General features: G+C 65.5%; 17 protein-coding genes. 10 read left to right on the top strand and 7 right to left on the bottom strand.

What is annotated here, in order from left to right; genetic code table 11:
* The first annotated feature begins 5 nt into the window (after positions 1-5).
* The 4 genes from LK459_RS08395 (at position 6) to LK459_RS08380 (ending at position 4,139) form a co-directional block, all read left to right on the top strand.
* Positions 6-1,274: a helix-turn-helix domain-containing protein gene (locus LK459_RS08395; protein WP_039994058.1), complete on the top strand. Its 1,269-nt coding sequence runs from the start codon at positions 6-8 to the stop codon at positions 1,272-1,274.
* A 178-nt stretch (positions 1,275-1,452) separates the two neighbouring features.
* Complete coding sequence (gene exaC, locus LK459_RS08390; protein WP_007239009.1) at positions 1,453-2,976, top strand: acetaldehyde dehydrogenase ExaC; 1,524 nt, start codon at positions 1,453-1,455, stop codon at positions 2,974-2,976.
* A 128-nt stretch (positions 2,977-3,104) separates the two neighbouring features.
* Positions 3,105-3,554: a DUF779 domain-containing protein gene (locus LK459_RS08385; protein WP_007239008.1), complete on the top strand. Its 450-nt coding sequence runs from the start codon at positions 3,105-3,107 to the stop codon at positions 3,552-3,554.
* A 153-nt stretch (positions 3,555-3,707) separates the two neighbouring features.
* Positions 3,708-4,139, top strand: coding sequence for a beta/alpha barrel domain-containing protein (locus LK459_RS08380; protein ID WP_322590818.1), 432 nt, complete (start codon positions 3,708-3,710; stop codon positions 4,137-4,139).
* A 39-nt stretch (positions 4,140-4,178) separates the two neighbouring features.
* Here LK459_RS08380 and LK459_RS08375 read toward each other — a convergent pair whose 3' ends face one another.
* The 3 genes from LK459_RS08375 to LK459_RS08365 form a co-directional block, all read right to left on the bottom strand.
* The gene (locus LK459_RS08375) at positions 4,179-4,988 is read right to left on the bottom strand and encodes a PIG-L deacetylase family protein (RefSeq protein ID WP_039994325.1); all 810 of its coding nucleotides are present in this window, start codon (positions 4,986-4,988) and stop codon (positions 4,179-4,181) included.
* 206 nt (positions 4,989-5,194) lie between these two features.
* The gene (locus tag LK459_RS08370; protein ID WP_227922723.1) at positions 5,195-5,635 is read right to left on the bottom strand and encodes a hypothetical protein; all 441 of its coding nucleotides are present in this window, start codon (positions 5,633-5,635) and stop codon (positions 5,195-5,197) included.
* A 56-nt stretch (positions 5,636-5,691) separates the two neighbouring features.
* Positions 5,692-5,838: a hypothetical protein gene (locus tag LK459_RS08365; protein WP_169315827.1), complete on the bottom strand. Its 147-nt coding sequence runs from the start codon at positions 5,836-5,838 to the stop codon at positions 5,692-5,694.
* Positions 5,839-5,874: 36 nt separating this feature from the next.
* On the opposite strand from LK459_RS08365, the gene LK459_RS08360 reads away from it, so the two are divergent.
* Positions 5,875-8,022: a DUF2254 family protein gene (locus LK459_RS08360; RefSeq protein ID WP_227922722.1), complete on the top strand. Its 2,148-nt coding sequence runs from the start codon at positions 5,875-5,877 to the stop codon at positions 8,020-8,022.
* A 16-nt stretch (positions 8,023-8,038) separates the two neighbouring features.
* Here LK459_RS08360 and LK459_RS08355 read toward each other — a convergent pair whose 3' ends face one another.
* Together LK459_RS08355 and LK459_RS08350 are read right to left on the bottom strand one after the other, a co-directional pair.
* Complete coding sequence (locus LK459_RS08355) at positions 8,039-9,313, bottom strand: sensor histidine kinase (protein ID WP_007240071.1); 1,275 nt, start codon at positions 9,311-9,313, stop codon at positions 8,039-8,041.
* The gene (locus LK459_RS08350; RefSeq protein WP_039994316.1) at positions 9,310-9,948 is read right to left on the bottom strand and encodes a response regulator; all 639 of its coding nucleotides are present in this window, start codon (positions 9,946-9,948) and stop codon (positions 9,310-9,312) included. Before LK459_RS08350 ends, LK459_RS08355 begins: the two co-directional genes overlap by 4 nt.
* Positions 9,949-10,312: 364 nt before the next feature.
* Here LK459_RS08350 and gltB point away from each other — a divergent pair, with 364 nt between their 5' ends.
* Positions 10,313-14,896, top strand: coding sequence for a glutamate synthase large subunit (gltB, locus tag LK459_RS08345; RefSeq protein ID WP_227922720.1), 4,584 nt, complete (start codon positions 10,313-10,315; stop codon positions 14,894-14,896).
* Positions 14,889-16,343 (top strand): glutamate synthase subunit beta, encoded by a 1,455-nt coding sequence (locus LK459_RS08340; RefSeq protein ID WP_227922718.1) that lies wholly within the window; start codon positions 14,889-14,891, stop codon positions 16,341-16,343. The genes gltB and LK459_RS08340 overlap by 8 nt, the downstream gene beginning before the upstream one ends.
* Before the next feature lie 87 nt (positions 16,344-16,430).
* On the opposite strand, the gene LK459_RS08335 is transcribed toward LK459_RS08340, so the two are convergent.
* Complete coding sequence (locus tag LK459_RS08335; RefSeq protein ID WP_227922716.1) at positions 16,431-16,865, bottom strand: SRPBCC family protein; 435 nt, start codon at positions 16,863-16,865, stop codon at positions 16,431-16,433.
* Positions 16,866-17,085: 220 nt separating this feature from the next.
* On the opposite strand from LK459_RS08335, the gene LK459_RS08330 reads away from it, so the two are divergent.
* On the top strand, positions 17,086-17,949 hold the full coding sequence (locus tag LK459_RS08330; RefSeq protein WP_227922715.1) for a cutinase family protein: 864 nt from the start codon (positions 17,086-17,088) through the stop codon (positions 17,947-17,949).
* Between the two features lie 131 nt (positions 17,950-18,080).
* The gene (locus LK459_RS08325; RefSeq protein ID WP_007240077.1) at positions 18,081-18,236 is read left to right on the top strand and encodes a hypothetical protein; all 156 of its coding nucleotides are present in this window, start codon (positions 18,081-18,083) and stop codon (positions 18,234-18,236) included.
* 21 nt (positions 18,237-18,257) lie between these two features.
* Here the strand turns inward: LK459_RS08325 and LK459_RS08320 are convergent, their stop codons facing one another.
* Entirely contained in the window at positions 18,258-18,479 is a 222-nt protein-coding gene (locus LK459_RS08320; RefSeq protein ID WP_227922713.1) for an RNA-binding S4 domain-containing protein, read from the bottom strand.
* A 69-nt stretch (positions 18,480-18,548) separates the two neighbouring features.
* Between LK459_RS08320 and lysX the strand changes: the two genes are divergently transcribed.
* Positions 18,549-21,959 carry a bifunctional lysylphosphatidylglycerol synthetase/lysine--tRNA ligase LysX gene (gene lysX, locus LK459_RS08315; RefSeq protein WP_227922711.1) on the top strand — a complete coding sequence of 1,137 codons (3,411 nt, stop codon included), beginning with the start codon at positions 18,549-18,551 and terminating at the stop codon, positions 21,957-21,959.

The following is a 21,959-nucleotide window of genomic DNA, read 5'->3' as shown; positions in this document are numbered from 1 at the left end:
CGCGCATGACAGATGCTGCAGCTGTGTCCTCGTCGATCCGTCGTGCGTACGAAGAATTTCTGGCGGGCGGGTCTGTGCCCGAGACGGTGAGATCGGTCGTCCGCGACTCGTGGGCACGCTCGCTCGAACGCGGAATCGACCCGGGGGCCGGCGTCGACTCGTCATTGGCGATGACTGACGAGGAGTTCGCACGCTATCGCGAGGCGCACCCGATCACCGCAGTGCGGCCAGTCGTGCAGTCCCTGATGCTCGACGACATCGCTGATTCCGGCGTCGTACTGGCGCTGACCGACAACGTCGGCAGGCTGCTGTGGGTAGAAGGCGAGTCGTCGGCTCGTGATCGGGCCAGCCACATCAACTTCGTCGAGGGGTCGGTGTGGAGTGAAGAGGTCGTCGGTACCAACGCGCCGGGTCTGGCCCTTGCCACCGGCAAGAGCGTCCAGGTGGTCGGGCCGGAACACTTCTCGAGCCCCGTGCAGGAGTGGAGTTGCGCTGCCGCACCGGTGCACGACCCTGCGACAGGGCACGTCATCGGTGTCATCGACGTGACCGGTGGGCGCGAGGTTGCGGCCCCGTTCGCGCTCGCCGCGGTGCGGTCGGTGGTCGCCGTGGTCGAACGTGAACTGAAGGCGCGAGCCGTCGACCTGTCGCAGTCGTCGACGTTTGACACGGGTTCACGGGCTCGGCTGACGGTGCTCGCCGACAACTCATATCGATGGCAGCGTGGTGTCGGTGCGCCGGGCGGCCGGGCACTGTCGCGGCGGCACGCGGAGATCCTGCTGCTGTTGCAGCACTATCCCGAGGGTCTCAACACCGAACAGCTCGCGTTGATGCTGGCCGACGACGGCGTGGACCCGGTCACCGTCCGCGCTGAGATCTCCCGCCTGCGTCGCGATCTGGGAACCGACGTGATCGAATCGCGCCCGTACCGCCTGACCGTCGAATTGTCGTCGGATGTCGGCGACCTGCGGAACCAGATCGCCAACCACGGCGATCTGGTTCCGGTGATCGAGGCGATCGGCCGCGGAGGACTTCTGGTGGAGTCCAACGCTCCCGGCATCACGGAGATCTTCGAGGAGATCCGCGAGGACGTCCGCTCGCGAGTGATCGCCGAGGGCCAGGTCCCGGTGTTGCGTGCCTGGACGTCGTCGGTGCACGGCCGCGACGATCTGGTCGCCTGGCGCAGGCTGGAACATCGGCTGCCGGTCGGACATCCGGATCGGGCGCTCGTCGGGGGCCGGATCAGGCTCCTCGACCGCCGGTACGGCGTCTGATTCTCGCGACACCGGCTCGCCCCCAGGCTTCTGAGCTGGGATTTTGTTGAGTTGCAACGTTGCAAACGCAACTGCAACGTGGCTGCAACCACATAGCTCATACTCTGTGCACCAGATCACACAAGGCCCTGTCTGAGGCATGTGTGGCAATGAGAAACTGGCACTGAGGAGCTACACAATGACTGTCTACGCAAAGCCGGGCACCGACGGCTCGGTGATGTCCTTCGAGTCCCGCTACGACAACTGGATCGGTGGACAGTGGGTCCCGCCGGTGAAGGGGCAGTACTTCGAGAACCCCTCGCCGGTCGACGGCAAGACCTTCTGCGAGGTCGCGCGCTCGACGGCCGAGGACATCGACCTCGCGCTCGACGCCGCGCACAAGGCTGCTCCCGAGTGGGGCAAGACACCCGTTGCGGAGCGTGCGCTGGTGCTGCTGCGCATCGCTGATCGTCTCGAGGAGAACCTCGAGAAGATCGCCATCGCCGAGACGTGGGACAACGGCAAGGCCGTCCGCGAGACCCTCGCCGCCGACATTCCGCTGGCGATCGATCACTTCCGCTACTTCGCCGGTGCGCTGCGTGCGCAGGAGGGCTCGATCTCGGAGGTCGACGAAGACACCGTCGCTTACCACTTCCACGAGCCGCTCGGCGTCGTCGGCCAGATCATCCCGTGGAACTTCCCGATTCTGATGGCTGTCTGGAAGCTCGCCCCGGCCCTCGCCGCAGGCAACGCCGTCGTCCTCAAGCCCGCTGAGCAGACTCCCGCGTCGATCCTCTACGTGATGAGCCTGATCGCCGACCTGCTTCCCGCCGGTGTCATCAACATCGTGAACGGCTTCGGTGTCGAGGCGGGCAAGCCGCTCGCGTCGAGCAACCGCATCCGCAAGATCGCGTTCACCGGCGAAACCACCACCGGCCGTCTGATCATGCAGTACGCGTCGGAGAACCTGATCCCGGTCACCCTCGAGCTCGGCGGCAAGAGCCCGAACATCTTCTTCAACGATGTGATGGCTGCCGACGACGGCTTCTTCGACCGTGCGCTCGAGGGCTTCTCGATGTTCGCGCTCAACCAGGGTGAGGTCTGCACCTGCCCGAGTCGCGCACTCATCCAGGAGGACATCTACAACGACTTCATCGACAAGGCGATCGACCGCGTCTCGAAGATCAAGCAGGGCAACCCGCTCGACACCGAGACGATGATGGGCGCCCAGGCGTCGAACGATCAGTACGAGAAGATCCAGTCGTACCTTGCGATCGGCAAGGAAGAGGGCGCCAAGGTGCTCATCGGCGGCGAGGCCGCACACCTCGGTGGCGACCTGGAGGGCGGCTACTACATCAAGCCGACCGTCTTCGCCGGTCAGAACAACATGCGCATCTTCCAGGAGGAGATCTTCGGCCCGGTGCTGGCCGTGACGACCTTCAAGGACTACGCCGACGCCATCCACATCGCCAACGACACCCTGTACGGGCTCGGTGCCGGAGTGTGGAGCCGCGACGGTGCGACCGCCTACCGTGCGGGGCGTGAGATCCAGGCAGGCCGAGTGTGGACAAACACCTACCACGACTACCCGGCCCACGCCGCCTTCGGTGGCTACAAGCAGTCGGGTATCGGCCGCGAGACGCACCTGATGATGCTCGAGCACTACCAGCAGACCAAGAACCTGCTGGTCGGCTACGCGCAGAACGCCAAGGGCTTCTTCTGATCCCTGACGACACATCGACGCCGTCGCGCAACCCTTTCCCGGGTTGTGCGGCGGCGTTCGTCGTGTGCAACGCGCCTGCAACCAGAAAGCGACTAGTCTGTGGTTCAGATCACAGTGAGAGGTAGACGATGAGCAGTGCAGAGTCCAGCACGCCAGCCGCTGACGCGGAAGTTCCTGATCGAGTGATCGCCACGGACGCCGCCGTGCAGCTCCTGACCAAGTTGTCGGAGCTGCACGGCGGGCTCATGATCCATCAGTCGGGCGGATGCTGCGACGGGTCGGCGCCCATGTGTTACCCGGTAGGCGACTACCGTGTTGGCCAGCGCGATGTCCTCGTCGGAACCATTGATCTGCCCGAGCCGCTGCCGAATGTGCGGGTCTGGATCAACGGCGATCAGTTCGAGTTGTGGAAGCACACTCAGCTGATTCTCGACGTGGTGAAGGGGCGCGGCGCGGGCTTCAGTCTCGAGGCTCCCGAAGGGGTGCGATTCCTCTCTCGCGCAAGGGCCTTCACTGAGGAGGAGAACGCACTCCTCGCCGCCAACCCGCCGCTGACCGGGGCCACCGCCGACGTCTGATCGCTCAGGTGGGCGTGTTTGTGCCGCCCGATGAGTCCAATTTCGTAATCGGGCAGGATCACCTCAGCCAAGGTGAACGACAACGACGGCTCGTTGGAGTTGGCGACCTCGGCATCGAAGCAACGGCGGGCGTCGTATCACTCGGCTGGCAACTTGCCGTTGGCCGACATCGCGAACACGCCGCTCAGCTTCGAGAAGTCTGCAGGCAATGCCAACTGGCAGATCCGCATCACCGGCGCCAACACCGGTGAGCCCAGTGGCTTCGCGACGCTGGTGTGGTCGGCGCCCGATAATGCGGGCAAGGTGGATGCGGCCTCGTCGGATCAATGGTGGGCGACGCGGGACCTGCCCGGTATTGCGCGTGGACACAACGCGACCCTGAGCGATCTGATCGCGGCCGCGGACTCGAACGGCAAGAAGGCTGTCGTCGATCTTTACGGAATCTCCAGCCAACCGGGTGGAACAGCTGACGCGAAGGTGAACGTCGACCAGGTGACCTTCCACGGCTGCACCACCAACTTTGCCGTATCCAAGGGCGGAAACGGTTCGCTCGGTTTCGAGCTGCCGAGCTTCGGCTCCTCCTAGTCTCCGGGCGCCCCACAGTACGGGTCACCTGGCCGGACATCAGACCCGGTCGAGCCACCAACCCCGCACCATGCCGGGCGGCCGACCGGGTTCGATGTAGTGCTCGGTGCCGAACACGAACGGAAACACCTCGGCGGGTAGGGCCAGGAGTTGACGTACGTCGCTCTGGCTGGCGTGACAGGCGAGCGCTTCGCGTTTGGCTGTGACGTCGTCGCCGAGGTCGACAGCCCAGTGCAGTTCGGCCTCGGGCGTTCCAATCGGATTGCCGTCGTCCCCGGCGGTGTCCGGGTTCAATTCGCTGGGATCCATCCCGGTGGTCATGCCCATCTCAGTCGCGAGAACGACCAAATGCCGCATCAGGTCACGATTCATCGTGACCTCCAGATACCGAGGGGTCTTGTGTGCGAGCTCTGTCGCGGCTCGGGTGGTGCGGTGCAGCATGACGTGATCGGGATGGCCATAGCCGCCGTGCCAGTCGTAGCCGACGACGACGTCGGCGTCCTCCTCGTCGAGAATGTCGGCGAGACGACGAGCCGCTTCGTCGAGGGGTGCTCGCGAGAAGACGCCGTCGGCGTCGTTCTGTGCCCAGCCGGTCATTCCTGAGTCGCCGTACCCAAGCCACGCCACGCGTGCGGTGCCGGTGATCGCCGCCGAGGCCTCCGCCTCGCCGCGTCGTCTGCTCACCACCGTTTCGCCGGGCGCCAGATCGTCGGGGACGTCGCCGGGATCGCCGTCGGTGCAGTAGACGACGACTACTCTGTGGCCCTCACGCGCTGCTCGGATCATGCTTCCCGCAGTGGCGGTGCCCTCATCGTCGGGGTGGGCGTGGACGAAGACGAGTGTGCTCACGCCCTCCAGCATCTCAGGTCGTGTGTCTGGATGCTGCAGTGATCCACGCTCGCGCATCCCCTGATCGGTGGATGACCGCTCATCCATCGGATCAACCGCACAGCGGATGGGGGACAGGGGATTTCGGCAGCAGACTCAATGGTGTTCAAGGAAACAGCATCGGTCGCGGGACCGAGATTCGAGGAAGTCACCATGTTCACCACCGCTCAAGACCGCATCAACCCCACCGCTGGCACCGTGGCTCCGACGAACCCCATCCGCCGCCGGAAGCTGGTGGTGGGAATCGTCGCAGGCCTGGCCCTCGTCATCGCCGTCATCGCCGGAGCGCTGATGGTCGGCCACGGAGGTTCGACGCACGCCGCCACCGCGCCGTACAGCGCATCCTCATCGACGAGTGGCGGATCGTCCCAGCCGTCCAACGGCACGGGTACGGTCTCGCCTGCTGTGCCGTCGACTCCGACGAATAATGTCTCGCCTGCTGTGCCGTCGACTCCGACGAATAACGTCTCGCCTGCTGTGCCGTCGACTCCGACGAATAATGTCTCGCCTGCTGTGCCGTCGACTCCGACGAATAATGTCTCGCCTGCTGTGCCGTCGACTCCGACGAATAATGTCTCGCCTGCTGTGCCGTCGACTCCGACGAACAATGTCTCGCCTGCTCAGCCGTCGACCCCGACGACTGCAAGCGGCTCGTCGGCGACGATCACTTCGGCAGCCTGAGCGACTCGAGCGCACGAGGGCCGTGACCACTGTGGTCGCGGCCCTCGTTCTGTTCGCCGTCGTGTTTTGCTGTCGGGTTGCCGGTGATCACCCCTGCAGCCGGCAGCATGGGCAGTAGGCTCATCGACATCGAGACGACGTTGTGGGCGCAGGCGAAGGCACTGCGATGACGGCCTGGTTCCATCATTCGATCGTTGAGCCGGGCCGTCTTCCGCTGTTCCTATTCCTCATCGCGTTCATCGTGACCTTCGTGTTCATCAGGATCAGCGTGCGGTTGATCCGTGCCGAAGTGAGTTGGTGGCCCGGCAATGTCGCCCCGGGTGGCCTCCATCTGCACCACGAGTTCTTCGGCGTGATCGTCATGGTGTTGTCAGGTTTCGGCCTGATCGCTGTGGCGCGCTTCGACACCCCGATCGCCGACTGCGTGCTGGCCGCAGTATTCGGGGTGGGGTGCGCTCTCGTCCTCGACGAGTTCGCACTCATCCTGCATCTGCGAGACGTCTACTGGGAGAAGGAGGGCAGGGCGTCGGTCGACGCCGTGTTCGTCGCCATCGCGATCGGGGCGCTGTTTCTGATGGGGTTCCGCCCACTCGATCTCACCTCGGCCGCAGACGAATTCAGAGACGATCCCAACGTTGCGGCACGGATCGTGGTGGTCGCGGGTATCGCGGTGAACGTTGTCCTGGCGGCCATCACGCTCGCAAAGGGCAAGCTGTGGACCGGTCTGGTCGGGATGTTCATCCCGGTTCTCCTGGTGGTAGGCGCCATTCGAATCGCACGACCTTCCTCCCCGTGGGCCCGGTGGTTCTACGGGACTCGAGAGGGTAAGTACGACAAGGCGGTACGTCGTGAACAGCGACTTCGTGAACCGCTGATTCGATGGAAGATCGTCGTGCAGGAGGCGCTCGCGGGCAGATTCGGCGTGCCCGACCGGCCGCCGGACGTGCTGACCGAAGGCATCGGCACGGAATCGCCTGTGACCACACCTGCAGAGGTCACCGTCCCCAGCAGGGTTGCGACAGCGGTGCGGTGGCGACGGACACGGCGTCGACTGCGGGTCGTTCCCACCTGGCGGCTTCCCGTCGTACTCGTGGTGTGCGCGATCGTCGCGGCGGTGCTGTGCATCACGATCGACGAGAATCTCGGCCTCGATGTCGACTCGGGAACACTGGCGACCGTGCTGGGCGTGATCGCTGGTGCCACGGCCACTCTCACCGGTCTGGTGTTCACCGCGGTGACGCTCGCGATGCAATTCGGTGCGTCGCAGATCTCGGTACGTGTCATCCCCATGCTGCAACGCGAACCGGTGATGCGCTGGTCCATCGGGTTCTTTCTCGCGACATTCGTGTTCAGCGTGATCGTCGCGATGGATCTCGCACTGTCGGGCCCCGACGACGGGACTCCCGGCGCGTCGACCGCGATCGCTGCCTTCTTGACCGTGGTCTCTGCGATCCTCTTCATCGCGCTGATCGCCAAGGTCGGTTCGGTTCTCAACGTCGCACAGTTGATGAGATGGATTGCGGCTGACGGCCGGGCCTCGATTCGACGCCTCTATCCGGCGACACACGCCCGGGTGGCGACAGCGCGGACGACGCGCGACAGGACCTTCGACGACGAACCGAGGCACGTCATCACGCTGCGCGAGTTCGGGTCCAGAGGCCGAGTCCTTCTCGCAGTCAACGTGCCAATGCTCGAACGCTACGCCGCGACGTGGGGCGTGCGGTTCGATCTGCTCGTGATGGTCGGCGACAACGTGCCGCACAACGTCGGCGTGATCGCGGTGGTGGGGCAACCACGCGGCGGTCCGGTCGCTGAATACAAAGTGTTGCGGTGCCTGCTGTTCGGCGATCTGCATCAGCCGTCGGTGAGTCCGGTCGCCGCGCTGCAGGCCATCTCGGATATCGCGCTGAAGGCCATCTCCACTGCGGGCAACGATCCGAGCACCGTCGTCCTGGCTCTCGACCACATCGAGGACCTGCTGTTGATGCTCGCGCCGCGCGTCCACGCAGACGCGATCACGCGGTCGAATGCGGTGCGTGGCTACCGGCGCACCTGGGCGGATTACGTCGCGATCGGCACGGACGAGATCCGCCGACACAGTCACGGGCAGGCACAGGTCCACCGTCGGCTGCGGGCACTGTTCGTCACCGTGGCCCGACAGTGCTCTGCTGATCAGCAGCCGCCCATCGCCGCGCGGCTCGAGGCGCTCGATGAGCAGGTCGGCCACGAGTGGCCGATCGCGTTGGACCGCCGTCTGGCATCGGAATCGGACCGACAGGGCTACGGGTCGGAGCGCGGCTCGACGCTCGAGTGAGCGCACGTACCGCGACCTACGCGTTGGTTGCCGGTACCTCGGCGATCGCGGCGGTGCCACCACCGGGACGTCGGGTGACCGTCAAGGAGCCGCCCTGCTGTTCGAGGCGCACACGCCGCGACACCAGCCCGATGTGTCCCTCGGCGACTCTGCGGTCGAGCGTTGCGTCGTCGACGCCGCGCCCGTCGTCGACGACGACGACCCTGGCCATCCCGTCGTCGAATTCGACGGACAGCTCGACGTTGCGCGCGTCGGCGTGCTTGACCACGTTTGTGAGCAACTCGCGTGCGGTGGCGAACAGCATCGGGTCCGACGTGGTGCGCAGGTCCGCGGGCCAGCCCACTGTGTCGACCGAGATACGCAGCGCCGTGCGGCGTTCGACCGCCGCCGCGAGGTCGGTGATCGCGGCGGCGAGCCCCGCTTGTTCGAGTACGGCGGGGTGCAGTTCGCCGAGGGTCGAGCGCAGTAGTCGCGACGCTTCTCGGAGCGCGTCGTCAGCTCTGTCGAGTGCGTCGGGGTCGCTACCGTTGCGCACCGAGTCGAGCTCCTGTCGTGCTCCGAGCACGTACTGCAGCGCGCCGTCGTGGAGATGCTCTGCCAGTTCTCGACGCTCTCGCTCCTCGATGCGGACTGTGTCGTCGAGCAGCCGAGCACGTTGTGCCGCAAGTGTTCCGATGGTCGAGACCCTCGATCGCTGAACCGTCGAGAGCATCACCGCACCCAGACCGAGAGTCGCGACGACCAATGTGCGCATCGCGATCAGAGACCACGGCTCCCCGTTGGGGACACGGGCCAGTGCGCTCGCGACGAAGTAGACGACGACGGTCGGGATGACAACCAGCGCACAGATTTTCGGCCGCAATTGGGTCGCGGCGATCATCGGCACGACGACGAACCCGTTGACGAGGACGTCAGAGGTCCAACTCGTCTGGTCGGAGCGGCTCGCGACGACGGCGAGGACCACCAGCACAGCGAGATCGACGAAGAGCGCGAGCCACGCGAACCGGATCATCCTGATCCGGATGCGCGAGACCGCGACGAGTCCGACCGCGCACCAGATCGCATAGAGCACGGCGACGACGATGCAGAACGCGGCTCCGTCGGCGGGCGGGTCGAGCAACACCGTTGCGAGCACGAACACCGCGAGCAGCATGCGCAGCACCACCTGCACGCGAATGCCGCGCAGTGCGTGGTCGACGAGTATCTCGGAGATGTCGGGCTCGTCGACCAACTCGGTCAGGTGCAGGAGCGGGCCCGCGGTCGTCGTCCCACGTGTGCCCCGCATGATCATTCGAGCAGGCCGCGACGCATCGCCTCGGCGACGGCAGCGGCGCGGTCAGACACCCCGAGCTTCTCGTAGAGGTGCTGCGCATGTGTCTTGACCGTGGACGCGCCGATGAAGAGTTCCCCCGCAAGCTGCGGAATAGACAAACCGCGCGCGAAGCCCTCGAGTACCTGCCGCTCGCGCTCACTCAGGGCTGGTCCGTCTCCCCGGGCGTGTGCCCTGATCTCACCGACGAGTCCCGCTGCCAGCTCGGCGGGGACCACCGTCTCGCCCTTGGCGACGCGTGTGACGGCTCCGACGATCTCGTCGCGTCCCGACTCCTTGCTCAGATATCCCGCAGCACCCTTCTCCAGTGCGGCGAAGACGATCGGGGCGTCGGTGACTGCGGACAGCAGCAGGACGCGCGTCGGCAGCCCGTCACGGGTGACGGCATGCGCGACGTCGACTCCGGTCAGCCCCGGCATCTGATAGTCGACGACCGCGACGTCGGGTTGCTCATCGCGGATCAGCTCGAGCCCCGTGGTGCCGTCACCCGCCTCGCCGACCACACGGACGCGCCCGCTCTGGGTGAGTCCGCGGGATATGCCGTCACGAAAGAACGGGTGATCATCGACGACCACGGCCGTCACCAGCGATTCCACCGGCCCAGAATAGGCGCCCGTCGTCGCTACGAGTCTGCGATACCCATATCGGCCGGAGAACTCGCATTTGTCGCGCGTACCCTGCACATTCAGCAGCAATGTGGTAGCCGGATTTCGATACTGGGTACCCCCCGTGAGAAAATATCTGACAATGCTCATGAAGCAGTGGGGTGTCAGCGCGATCGCAGGGTCGGCGCACCCCCGCCAGCAACGGCGCTGGCACGAGGCAGCCGCCGAGCGATCACAGGATCAGCCCAGGTCAGCCCACGATGAGGGTCGATTCTGTTGGTTCGGGCGAGCTGCTGTCCACGACGAATACGGGTGACAGCTCTGCGCAATGTCGCGCACCTAGTGAGGCGAATACATGAAGCACGCTCCGGGCCCCGTCGGGCTCTATGACCCGGCCAACGAGCACGATTCGTGCGGTGTCGCGTTTGTCGTCGACATGCACGGTCGGCGCAGCCGCGACATCGTCGACAAGGCCATCACCGCGCTGATCAACCTCGAGCATCGCGGTGCCGCGGGTGCCGAGCCGAACACCGGCGACGGTGCGGGCATCATGATCCAGGTTCCCGACCGCTTCCTGCGCGAGGTCGTCGACTTCGAGCTACCCGAGGAGGGTAGCTACGCGACGGGTATCGCCTTCCTGCCGCAGGGTTCGCACGATGCGGCGACCGCAGCCGAGGGCGTCGAGAAGATCATCGAGTCCGAGGGTCTGTCCGTGCTCGGGTGGCGCGAGGTGCCGACCAACGAGAACGGCCTCGGAGCGCTCGCGCGCGACGCGATGCCGACCTTCCGTCAGGTGTTCCTCGGTGGCGCGTCGGGCATGGAACTCGAGCGCAAGGCGTTCGTCGTGCGCAAGCGTGTGCAGCACGAACTCGGCAACAAGGGTGCGGGCGCCGACGGCCCCGGCCGCGAGACCGTCTACTTCCCGAGCCTGTCGGGCACCACATTCGTCTACAAGGGCATGCTGACCACCCCGCAGCTGCGCGAGTTCTACCTCGACTTGCAGGACTCCCGTGTGGAGAGCGCTCTTGGCCTCGTGCACTCGCGTTTCTCGACCAACACCTTCCCGTCGTGGCCGCTGGCACACCCGTTCCGCCGCGTCGCGCACAACGGCGAGATCAACACCGTCACCGGCAACGAGAACTGGATGCGCGCCCGTGAGGCACTGATCGACACGTCGCTGTTCGGCGACGGGGCGGCGCAGAAGATCTTCCCGGTGTGCACGCCGGGCGCGTCGGATACCGCACGCTTCGACGAAGTACTCGAGATGCTGCACCTCGGCGGCCGCAGCCTGCCGCACGCCGTGCTGATGATGATCCCGGAGGCCTGGGAACGTCAGGAAGCAATGAAACCCGAGCACCGTGCGTTCTACGAGTATCACGCGGCGCTCATGGAGCCGTGGGACGGACCGGCGTCGGTGTGCTTCACCGATGGCACCGTCGTGGGTGCGGTGCTCGACCGAAACGGCCTGCGTCCCAGCCGCATCTGGGTCACCAAGGACGGCCTCGTCGTGATGGCGTCGGAGGTCGGTGTCCTCGACATCGACCAGGCCGACGTGGTCCAGAAGATGCGGCTGCAGCCGGGCCGCATGTTCCTCGTCGACACCGCGGCGGGCCGCATCGTCGACGACGAGGAGATCAAGGACGAACTCGCCGCCGAGCACCCGTATGCGGAGTGGCTCGAGAAGGGTCTCGTCCACATCGACAAGGTCAAGGCGCTGCCGCACGAGCACATGTCCCATCACCGGGTCACGTTGCGCCAGCTGGTCTTCGGTTACACCACCGAGGAGCTCAACCTCCTGGTGGCGCCGATGGCGAAGACCGGCGCGGAAGCGATCGGCTCGATGGGCACCGATACGCCGATCGCCGTGTTGTCGGCCCGGCCGCGCATGCTGTTCGACTACTTCCAGCAGCTCTTCGCGCAGGTGACCAACCCGCCGCTCGACGCGATCCGCGAGGAGATCGTCACCAGCATCGGCGGAACCATCGGCTCCGAGGCCGACCTGCTGCACCCCGGACCGGAATCGTGCCGCCAGATCGCGCTCTCCTCACCGGTGCTCGACAACGACACGCTGGCCAAGCTCGTACGGATCAACGACGACGAGTCGCTGCCGGACTTCCGCAGCATCCAGATCCACGGCCTCTATCCGGTCGCCGACGGTGGTGCCGGCCTACGCAAGGCGCTCGACGAGATCCGCGCCAAGGTCAGTGCTGCCATCGACGACGGCGTGTCGCTCGTCGTGCTCAGCGACCGTGAATCCGACGAGACCCTTGCGCCGATTCCGTCGTTGCTCCTGACCGCGGCGGTGCACCATCACCTCGTCCGTGAGCGCAAGCGCACGCGCGTCGGCCTGATCATCGAGTCGGGCGATTGCCGCGAGGTACACCATGTGGCCACGCTGGTGGGATTCGGTGCCGCAGCCGTCAATCCGTACATGGCCTTCGAGTCGATCGAGGACATGGTCGAGCGCGGCATGCTCGGCGACATCGACTTCGAGACCGCGCGCAAGAATTACATCAAGGCCGCCGGCAAGGGTGTGCTCAAGGTGATGAGCAAGATGGGCATCTCCACCGTCGCCTCGTACACCGGCGCACAGCTCTTCCAGGTCATCGGCCTCGACCAGGCGTGCGTCGACGAATACTTCAGCGGTATGAACAGCCAGCTCGGCGGTGTCGGGCTCGACGAGATCGCGGCGGATGTGGCCGCCCGACATGCGTTGGCGTTCAACGAGCGTCCCTCGGAACGCGCACATCGTGAGCTGCCGGTGGGTGGCGAATACCAGTGGCGTCGCGAGGGTGAGTACCACCTGTTCAACCCCGACACGGTCTTCAAGCTCCAGCACTCCACGCGCACCGGGCAATACAAGGTGTTCAAGGAGTACACCAAGATGGTCGACGACCAGTCGGCCCGAATGGCAACTCTGCGTGGGCTGTTCGACTTCAACTTCGGCGACCGCGACCCGATTCCGATCGACAAGGTCGAGCCCGCGAGCGAGATCGTCAAGCGCTTCTCGACCGGTGCGATGAGTTTCGGCTCGATCTCGGCCGAGGCGCACGAAACACTGGCCATCGCCATGAACCGCCTCGGCGGACGCTCGAATTCCGGTGAGGGCGGCGAGGATCCGCGTCGTTTCCATCACGACGAGAACGGTGACTGGCGACGGAGCGCGATCAAGCAGGTCGCGTCGGGACGCTTCGGCGTCACCTCGCACTACCTGAGCAACTGCACCGACATCCAGATCAAGATGGCGCAGGGTGCCAAACCCGGTGAGGGCGGCCAGCTTCCGCCGCACAAGGTCTACCCGTGGGTGGCCGAGGTGCGTGGTTCGACGCCCGGCGTCGGCCTCATCTCGCCGCCGCCGCACCACGACATCTATTCGATCGAGGATCTCGCGCAGCTGATCCACGACCTGAAGAACGCCAATCCGCAGGCGCGCATACACGTCAAGCTCGTCAGCGAACTCGGTGTGGGCACGGTTGCCGCGGGTGTGTCGAAGGCACACGCCGATGTCGTGCTGATCTCCGGACACGACGGTGGTACCGGTGCATCGCCGCTCACGTCGCTGAAGCACGCAGGTGCGCCGTGGGAGATCGGGTTGGCCGAGACGCAGCAGACGCTGCTGCTCAACGGACTTCGCGACCGCATCTCTGTCCAGGTCGACGGCCAGCTCAAGACCGGCCGCGATGTGGTGATCGGTGCGCTCCTCGGTGCCGAGGAGTTCGGTTTCGCCACCGCGCCCCTGGTCGTGTCGGGCTGTGTGATGATGCGCGTCTGTCATCTCGACACCTGCCCCGTGGGCGTCGCCACGCAGAATCCTTTGCTGCGTGAGCGTTTCACCGGCAAGCCGGAATTCGTCGAGAACTTCTTCATGTTCATCGCCGAGGAGGTACGCGAACTCCTGGCACGGCTGGGCTTCCGCACCCTGCAGGAGGCCGTCGGACACGTCGATGCACTCGACACCACCAAGGCATTGGCCCACTGGAAGTCGTCGAAAGCGGGCAAGCTCGACCTGTCGCCGATCCTGTCGACGCCTGAGTCGCCGTTCATGAACCAGGACCTCTACTGCTCCGGCGTGCAGGATCACGGACTTGGGAAGGCGCTCGACCAGCAACTCATCGCGCAGAGCCGTGAGGCCATCGACCACGGCACCAGGGTGTCGTTCACGTCGAAGATCACCAACGTGAACCGCACCGTCGGCACGATGCTGGGCCACGAGGTCACCAAGACCCGTGGTGCACAGGGGCTTCCCGAGGGGACGATCATCATCGACTTCACCGGGTCGGCGGGCAACAGCTTCGGTGCATTCGTACCCAAGGGCATCACGCTGCGTCTCGAGGGCGACGCCAACGACTTCGTCGGTAAGGGACTCTCGGGCGGGCGCATCGTGGTGCGGCCGCCGTCGAATGCCGCCGACGGGTTCGTCGCAGAGGACAACATCATCGCGGGCAACGTGATCGGCTTCGGCGCGACCAAGGGAAAGATCTTCCTGCGAGGCGTCGTAGGTGAGCGTTTCTGCGTCCGTAACTCCGGCGCCACCGCGGTGGTGGAAGGCGTGGGCGACCACGGTTGTGAGTACATGACCGGCGGACGAGTGGTGGTCCTCGGCGAGACCGGGCGTAACTTCGCGGCCGGCATGTCGGGCGGTATCGCCTACGTGTACGACCCGGAGAACAATCTGCCGAGCAACCTGAACCCGGAACTCGTCGACCTCGAGCCGCTCGACGACGACGACATCGAGTTCCTGTCCGGCATCATCGGCGAGCACCGGGGCGAGACCGCATCTCCGGTCGCCGCCGCGATCCTCGACGACTGGGCGAACACCCAGCGGGCTTTCGCCAAGGTCATGCCGCGCGACTTCAAGCGCGTGCTGGCCGCGATCGACACCGCGGAGAAGACCGGACGAGACGTGAACGAAGCGATCATGGAGGCCGCACGTGGCTGACCCCAGAGGATTCCTCAAGCACACCGAGCGCGAACTGCCCGAGCGGCGTCCCGTCGACCTGCGGCTGCTCGACTGGAAAGAGGTCTACACAGACTTTGACAAAGCGGATCTGCAGACACAGGCGAGCCGCTGCATGGACTGCGGTATCCCGTTCTGCCACAACGGTTGTCCACTGGGTAACTTGATCCCTGAGTGGAACGACCTGGTCTACCGGGATCAGTGGAAAGAGGGCATCGAACGCCTGCACGCGACCAACAACTTCCCGGAGTTCACCGGTCGTCTGTGCCCTGCGCCGTGCGAGGCGTCGTGCGTCCTCGGCATCAACCAGCCTGCGGTGACCATCAAGCAGGTCGAGGTGGAGCTGATCGACAACGCCTTCGACAGCGGCTGGGTCCAGCCGGTTCTGCCGAGCGAGCGGACCGGCAAGTCGGTCGCGGTCGTCGGATCGGGGCCTGCGGGACTCGCTGCGGCGCAACAGCTGACACGTGCCGGTCACACGGTGTACGTCTACGAGCGCAACGATCGCATCGGTGGCCTGCTGCGCTACGGCATCCCCGAGTTCAAGATGGAGAAGCGCCACATCGACCGTCGTCTCGAGCAGATGAAGGCCGAAGGAACCGTCTTCAGGACCGGCGTGAACGTCGGCGTCGACATCTCCGTCGCTCAGCTGCGTGCGGACTTCGACGCTGTTGTCCTCGCCATGGGTTCGACCATCGGTCGCGATCTCCCGATTCCCGGTCGCGAACTCGACGGCGTCCACCAGGCGATGGAGTTCCTGCCGCAGGCCAACCGTGTCCAGCTCGGCGACACCGTCGACAACCAGATCACTGCTCGCGGCAAGAAGGTCGTCATCATCGGTGGCGGCGACACCGGCGCCGACTGCCTGGGCACCTCACTGCGTCAGGGCGCGGAGATCGTGCATCAGTTCGAGATCATGCCGAAGCCACCGACCGAGCGTGCGGAGTCGACCCCGTGGCCGACGTACCCGCTGATGTACCGGGTCTCGTCGGCCCACGAAGAGGGCGGCGAGCGTGTCTTCTCGGTCAACACCGAGCAGTTCGTCGGCGAGAACGGCAAGGTCACCGCGCTCAAGGCGCACGAGGTCGTCATGCGCGACGGTCGATTCGAGAAGGTCGAGGGCAGCGACTTCGACCTCGAGTGTGACCTGGTGCTGCTCGCGATGGGCTTCGTCGGCCCCGAGCGCGCCGATCTGCTCGACAAGCTCGGCGTCGAGTACGACCAGCGCGGCAACATCAAGCGCGACAACGACTTCGCGGCCGTCGGCCAGGAGGGCGTGTTCGTCGCGGGCGATGCCGGTCGCGGTCAGTCGCTGATCGTGTGGGCGATTGCCGAGGGCCGCTCTGCTGCTGCGGCCGCCGACCGCTACCTCGCGGGAGCGTCGGATCTGCCTGCCCCGATCGTGCCCACGCAGGTCGCGCAACGCTGAGCCGACCATCGGCACAATCAGCTCCACAAGCCCCGCTCACCGGTACACATTCGACCGGCGGGCGGGGCTTGTTCGCTGGCCGTGGGCTCAGAGCTTCTCGAGGACGCTCGTCATCTTCTCAGGGACCGAGTCGGCGAGCTTGCCGAAGATGAAGCCGAACAGTGGGTCACCGATGAGCTTGAAGCGGTGGAACTCGACCAGCGCACGGTAGGTGACGCTCGTCGTTCCATCGCCTCGATCGGTGAACGAAAGGTCGTCGGACGTCGTTGCAGTCTTGTTCGACCCGGAGAACACGATGTGGTCGGGATCGTCGCGGGTGAGCTCGTAGGTGAGTTCGGTCGAGATCCCGTACAGCTTGGACTTGTTGTGCCAGCGGGTGCCGAGTGCGATGGGTCCGTCGTCTTCCTGCGTGCACTCGACGGTCCCCGGGTCCCACTGCTCGGCGTGGGCGAAGTCGCGCAGGTAGGCGACGATCACCTCTCGTGGTTGTCGGACGGTGAAGGTGCGTGAGACGTCGACCACCGTGGTCTCCTCATGTGTTGGACAGCGCTGCTGCTCATGTGCTGGACAGCGCGGCTGCTCATGTGTGGGGCAGCTCAGCTGCCGTGACGAACGTTCTCTAAGAGTTCGGTGAAGTGACGCTGACGGATGGGTCGAGGCCTGCCTACACTCACTGGGTCGGTAGGCGGCGGGTTCGTCGCGAACGGTCGTGGAGGGTGGGTCCGTGCGCAGGCTTTTCGGAATGACGGTGGCGGCAGTGCTGGCCGCGTGCGGGATCGGTGTCGCGGCAGCGCCGTCGGCATCGGCGGCGCCGGGAGCGTGCCCCAAGGTGTACGTGCTCGCGATCCCGGGCACATGGTCGGAGGGGCCGGGGCTTCTCGGTGCCGTGACGTCGGGACTCGGGCCGGACGTCAAGGTCTCCTACGTCGGCTACGACGCCACGGCGTTCCCGTGGGAGAGCACCGTGTACGGGAAGTCGAAAGCCCAGGCCGTCGCGAACACCAAGGGTCTTGCGTCGACGATGCTCAAGCGCTGCCCAGGCACCAAGATCGCGCTCACCGGCTACAGCCAGGGCGCCGACGCCGCGGGCGACGTTGCGTCCGAGATCGGCACCGGTAGGGAGAAGATCCGTCCGCAGCAGGTCGCGGGCGTGGTGCTGATCGCCGACCCACGGCGGTCATCGAAGGACAATCTGGTGGGTCCGCCGCTGGCGGGTCAGGGCAGTGGTGGGCCGCGACTGGACGGCATGGGATATGTGCTTCCTCGCGCATTCACCATCTGTGCGCCCAAGGACCTCTACTGCAACGTGCCTCGCGAGTACTACGTGACACGCGTGATCGGATATCTCGCGGAGACCAGCGATCCCACGCCGAGCCAGGTCGGGCAGTACCAGGCTGAAGCGGGTGCGATCGTCAACGAAATGCTGACCAGGGGCGGGCCGGGCAACGTCGTCATGGAGCTCAGCAACGCCAGAGCGCGACAGCAGATCATCGAGTTCAACCGATTCCTACAGTCGGGCTCACACGGCGACTACGGGAGCTTCCAGGTCAAACCGGGAGTGACAGCTGTGGCGTGGGCGCATCAATTCCTCGCCGGGTTGGGCTGAGCAGCGCGTCGGTCGCTGATTGGTAACGAACCGTGTGTGACGATCGATACGTAAGGGTGAGTTGCGCCGAGGAACTCGGCAATACAAGATAGTAAAGATTGAATCCGTTCTGACGCAGGAAACGTATCGTCATGAAGCTGGCAGCAACGTTCCAGACACCCCGTCGACACTCGATGCTGAGTGCCATCACCGGCGGCCGGTTCGGCCGTCACCGCGTGGCGCATCGGTTCCCCGCCGAGGCCGAGCGCCTCATCACGCCCGCGGAACTCAAGCGATTGACCGCCTGATCTCCCTGGCTCGACGGCTCGTCACCCGAGGGTGACCCGCGCCGACGTGCCGCCCAGCGAGATCACATCGCCGACGGCCAGTTGTCTGCCGCGACGCGTCTCGACATCCCCGTTGACCGTGACCATGCCGTCGGCGATCACTTCCTTGGCCTCGGCGCCGGACTCGATCAGGTTGGCCAGCTTCAAGAACTGGCCGAGTCTGATCCCGTCGCCGCGCACCGGGACATCGAATGCGTCGTCCATGCGTCGAAGATACTGCGTGGCGGCCGGACTCCACGCACCGTCGAACCTCCGGTGATCTACCTTTGATCCATGGCGGTCGAGACCCCATCCCAGACACCCCGAAGCGCTCCGACGCACCCCGACACCGCAGCGCAGCGGGTGGAGCGGGCAGATGCGGACCGGAGGTCGGCCGACCTCCTCGAGCGAATCCGGCACCCGCGCGGGTTCGGTAGCCACGCACCACGGATCGCCGGACTCGTGGTCGGCATCATGGCGACGATCGCGCTGCTGTCGAGCATCTTCCCGTTCTTCCGTCACTGGATCCACGTGCCGCGCGACTATGTCGACGACTTCATCATCTCGATGCCGGACACCAGCTTCGCGTGGTCGTTCGTCCTCGCCCTGGTCGCCATCGCGCTGACAGCACGTAAACGCATCGCATGGTGGATCTGCGTGATCTACCTGCTGCTGTTCATGGCGGGAAACGCGTTGTTGCTGTGGCAGCCGGTCGCTGACGACTTCGACGTCGACGACACCGAGCGCATGAACATCGTGATCGGCCTGGGGATCGACCTGATCGCGCTGGTCTTCCTGCTCGTGACCTACCGGCAGTTCTACACACGGGTTCGGCGCGCGGCCCTACTGCGCGCTCTCGTGGTTCTGGTGGTCGGATTGGCGATAGCGACGGCGGTCGGGTTCGCACTCGTCTGGCTGTTCCCCGGAAGCCTGGAGCGATCCGAGCGGCTGCCCTACGCGTTCAACCGGGTGGTCGCGTTCGCGGCAATCGACCAGCGAACCTTCGACGGCCACCACACGTATCCGCCGGTCAACGGCGCGCTCGGACTGTTCGGCGCGCTCGCGCTCATCGTCGCGGCGTCTGTTCTGTTCCGCTCGCAACGCCTGAAGTCGTTGATGACGGCCACGGACGAGCGCCTGATCCGCGCACTGATCGCACGATTCAACGACGACGATTCGTTGGCGTACTTCTCGACGCGCCGCGACAAAGCGGTGGTGTTCTCTCGTGATGGCCGAGCCGCGATCACCTACCGCGTCGAACTCGGGGTCGGTCTCGCAGGTGGCGACCCGATCGGCGACCCCGACTCGTGGCCGGACGCGATAGCCGAGTTCCTGGTGCTGTGCGAGCGCTACGGGTGGCATCCGGCGGCGATGGGGTCGAGTGAGCGTGGGGCGGCGGCCTTCGAGGCTGCGGGCTTCACGTCGCTCAACATCGGCGACGAAGCGATCCTGCACACACGCCAGTTCACACTGAGCGGCCCGACGATGAAGAGCGTACGGCAGGCGGTGACCCGCACCCGTCGTGCCGGCGTGACCACGCGAATCCGCAGACACGCCGACATCCCGCCCGCCGAGATGGCACAGGTGATCGCACGGGCCGACGCGTGGCGCGACACCGAGGAGGAGCGTGGCTTCGCGATGGCGTTGTCGCGGCTGGGTGATCCCGCCGACGGTGATTGCCTGCTGGTCGAGGCGGTGCTCGACGAGGGCGGACCAGACGAGAAGGTCGTCGGGATGCTGTCGTTCGTGCCCTGGGGCCGACGCGGTGTCTCGCTGGACCTGATGCGCCGCGACCGCAGCGGGATCAACGGCGTGGTCGAGACCATGGTGACCGACCTCTGCCGCGACTCCGAGAACTTCGGCATCACCGAGATCTCCCTGAACTTCGCGACCTTCCGCGCGGTGTTCGAGAAGGGACAGGAGATCGGAGCCGGGCCGGTCATGCGTGCCAGCTACGCGGTGTTGATGTTCGGCTCCAAGTTCTTTCAGATGGAGTCGTTGTACCGGTCCAACGCCAAGTACCTACCCGACTGGCAGCCCAGGTTCCTGTGCTTCGAGGACAACCGCATGATCGCCCGGGCCGGACTCGCAGCCGTCGTCACGGAGGGGTTCGTCAGGCTTCCACGGATCGGCCGGAAGGAACAGTACGCAGCAGGGCAGTCGTCGGTACCCGCGGGAATCGACGTCGACGCACTGATCGCAGAGCTCGACGCCGAGGCGGCGGCGCAGAACTCCGTCGCCGCGCATCGCCCCGAGCAGGTCAGGGTGCGACTTGCCAAGCTGGACACCATGATCGACGAGGGCGTCGATCCGTACCCGCCCGCAGACCCGCCGTCACACACCATCGCGCAGGCCCTCGAGGTGGCTGCGGGGACGCCGGTGTCGGTGGCGGGACGCATCACTCGTCTACGTGACTTCGGCAAGGTCGTGTTCGCGGATATCCACGACTGGTCGGGACAGGTACAGATCCTCGTCGAGACCTCCCGGCTCGACGCCGGATCACGGGACTTCGCCGCAGACGTCGACCTCGGTGACCTCGTGGAGGTGCACGGCGAGATGGGCACCAGCCGCACGGGCGAGCTGTCCGTGCTGGTTGACCGATGGGCGATGATCGGCAAGTCGTTGCGCCCGCTGCCGGACAAATGGGCGGGCCTGACCGATCCGGAAGCCCGTGTGCGGCAACGATATGTCGACCTCGCAATCAACCCGCGGTCGCGCGAGCTGCTGGCGACGCGCAGCGTCGTCGTCAAGGCGCTGCGCGACTTCCTCTCCGCACGCGGTTATCTCGAGGTGGAGACGCCGATCCTCCAACGCATCCACGGTGGCGCGAATGCGACTCCGTTCACCACGCACATCAACGCCTACAACCTGGACCTCTATCTGCGTATCGCGCCCGAGCTGTACCTCAAGAGGCTGTGCGTCGGCGGGATGGAGAAGGTCTTCGAGATCGGACGGAACTTCCGCAACGAGGGAGTCGACTTCAGTCACAACCCGGAGTTCACGAGCCTCGAAGCCTATGAGGCGCACAGTGATTACCTGAAGATGCTCGACCTCACGCGCGAGATGATCCAGTACGCCGCCACCGCCGCATACGGCGAACCGGTCATCATCCGCTACGACGAGGACGGCACCGAGCAGCGGATCGACATCTCAGGACGCTGGCCGGTGAAAACCGTGTACGGGGTGGTGTCCGAAGGTGCAGGGGAGCAGATCACCCCCGAGACCACGGTGGATCAGCTACGGGACGTCTGCCACCGGCTCGGCATCGCCATCCGCCCCGATTGGGACGCTGGTGCCATTGTGCAGGAACTCTACGAGCATCTTGGCGAGGATCGCACCACGTTTCCCACGTTCTACAAGGATTTCCCGACGTCGGTGTCGCCGTTGACGCGCACGCATCGGAGTGAACGAGGGGTTGCCGAGCGCTGGGACCTCGTCGCATGGGGCGTCGAGCTGGGCACCGCCTACACCGAGCTGACCGATCCCGTCGAGCAACGTAAAAGGCTTACCGCGCAGTCGATCCTGGCCGCTGACGGAGATCCGGAGGCCATGGAGCTCGACGAGGACTTTCTGCAGGCGCTCGAGTACGCGATGCCGCCGACGGGCGGACTCGGTGTCGGGGTCGACCGCGTGGTCATGCTGATCACCGGACAGTCGATTCGCGAATCGTTGGCCTTCCCGCTGGCCAAGCCGCAGGAGAACTAG

The organism is Gordonia otitidis (genome assembly GCF_020735545.1).
GTDB classification, from domain to species: domain Bacteria; phylum Actinomycetota; class Actinomycetes; order Mycobacteriales; family Mycobacteriaceae; genus Gordonia; species Gordonia otitidis.
The sequence above is the reverse complement of the archived record's forward strand: the minus strand, read 5'-3'. Positions and strand labels throughout refer to the sequence as shown.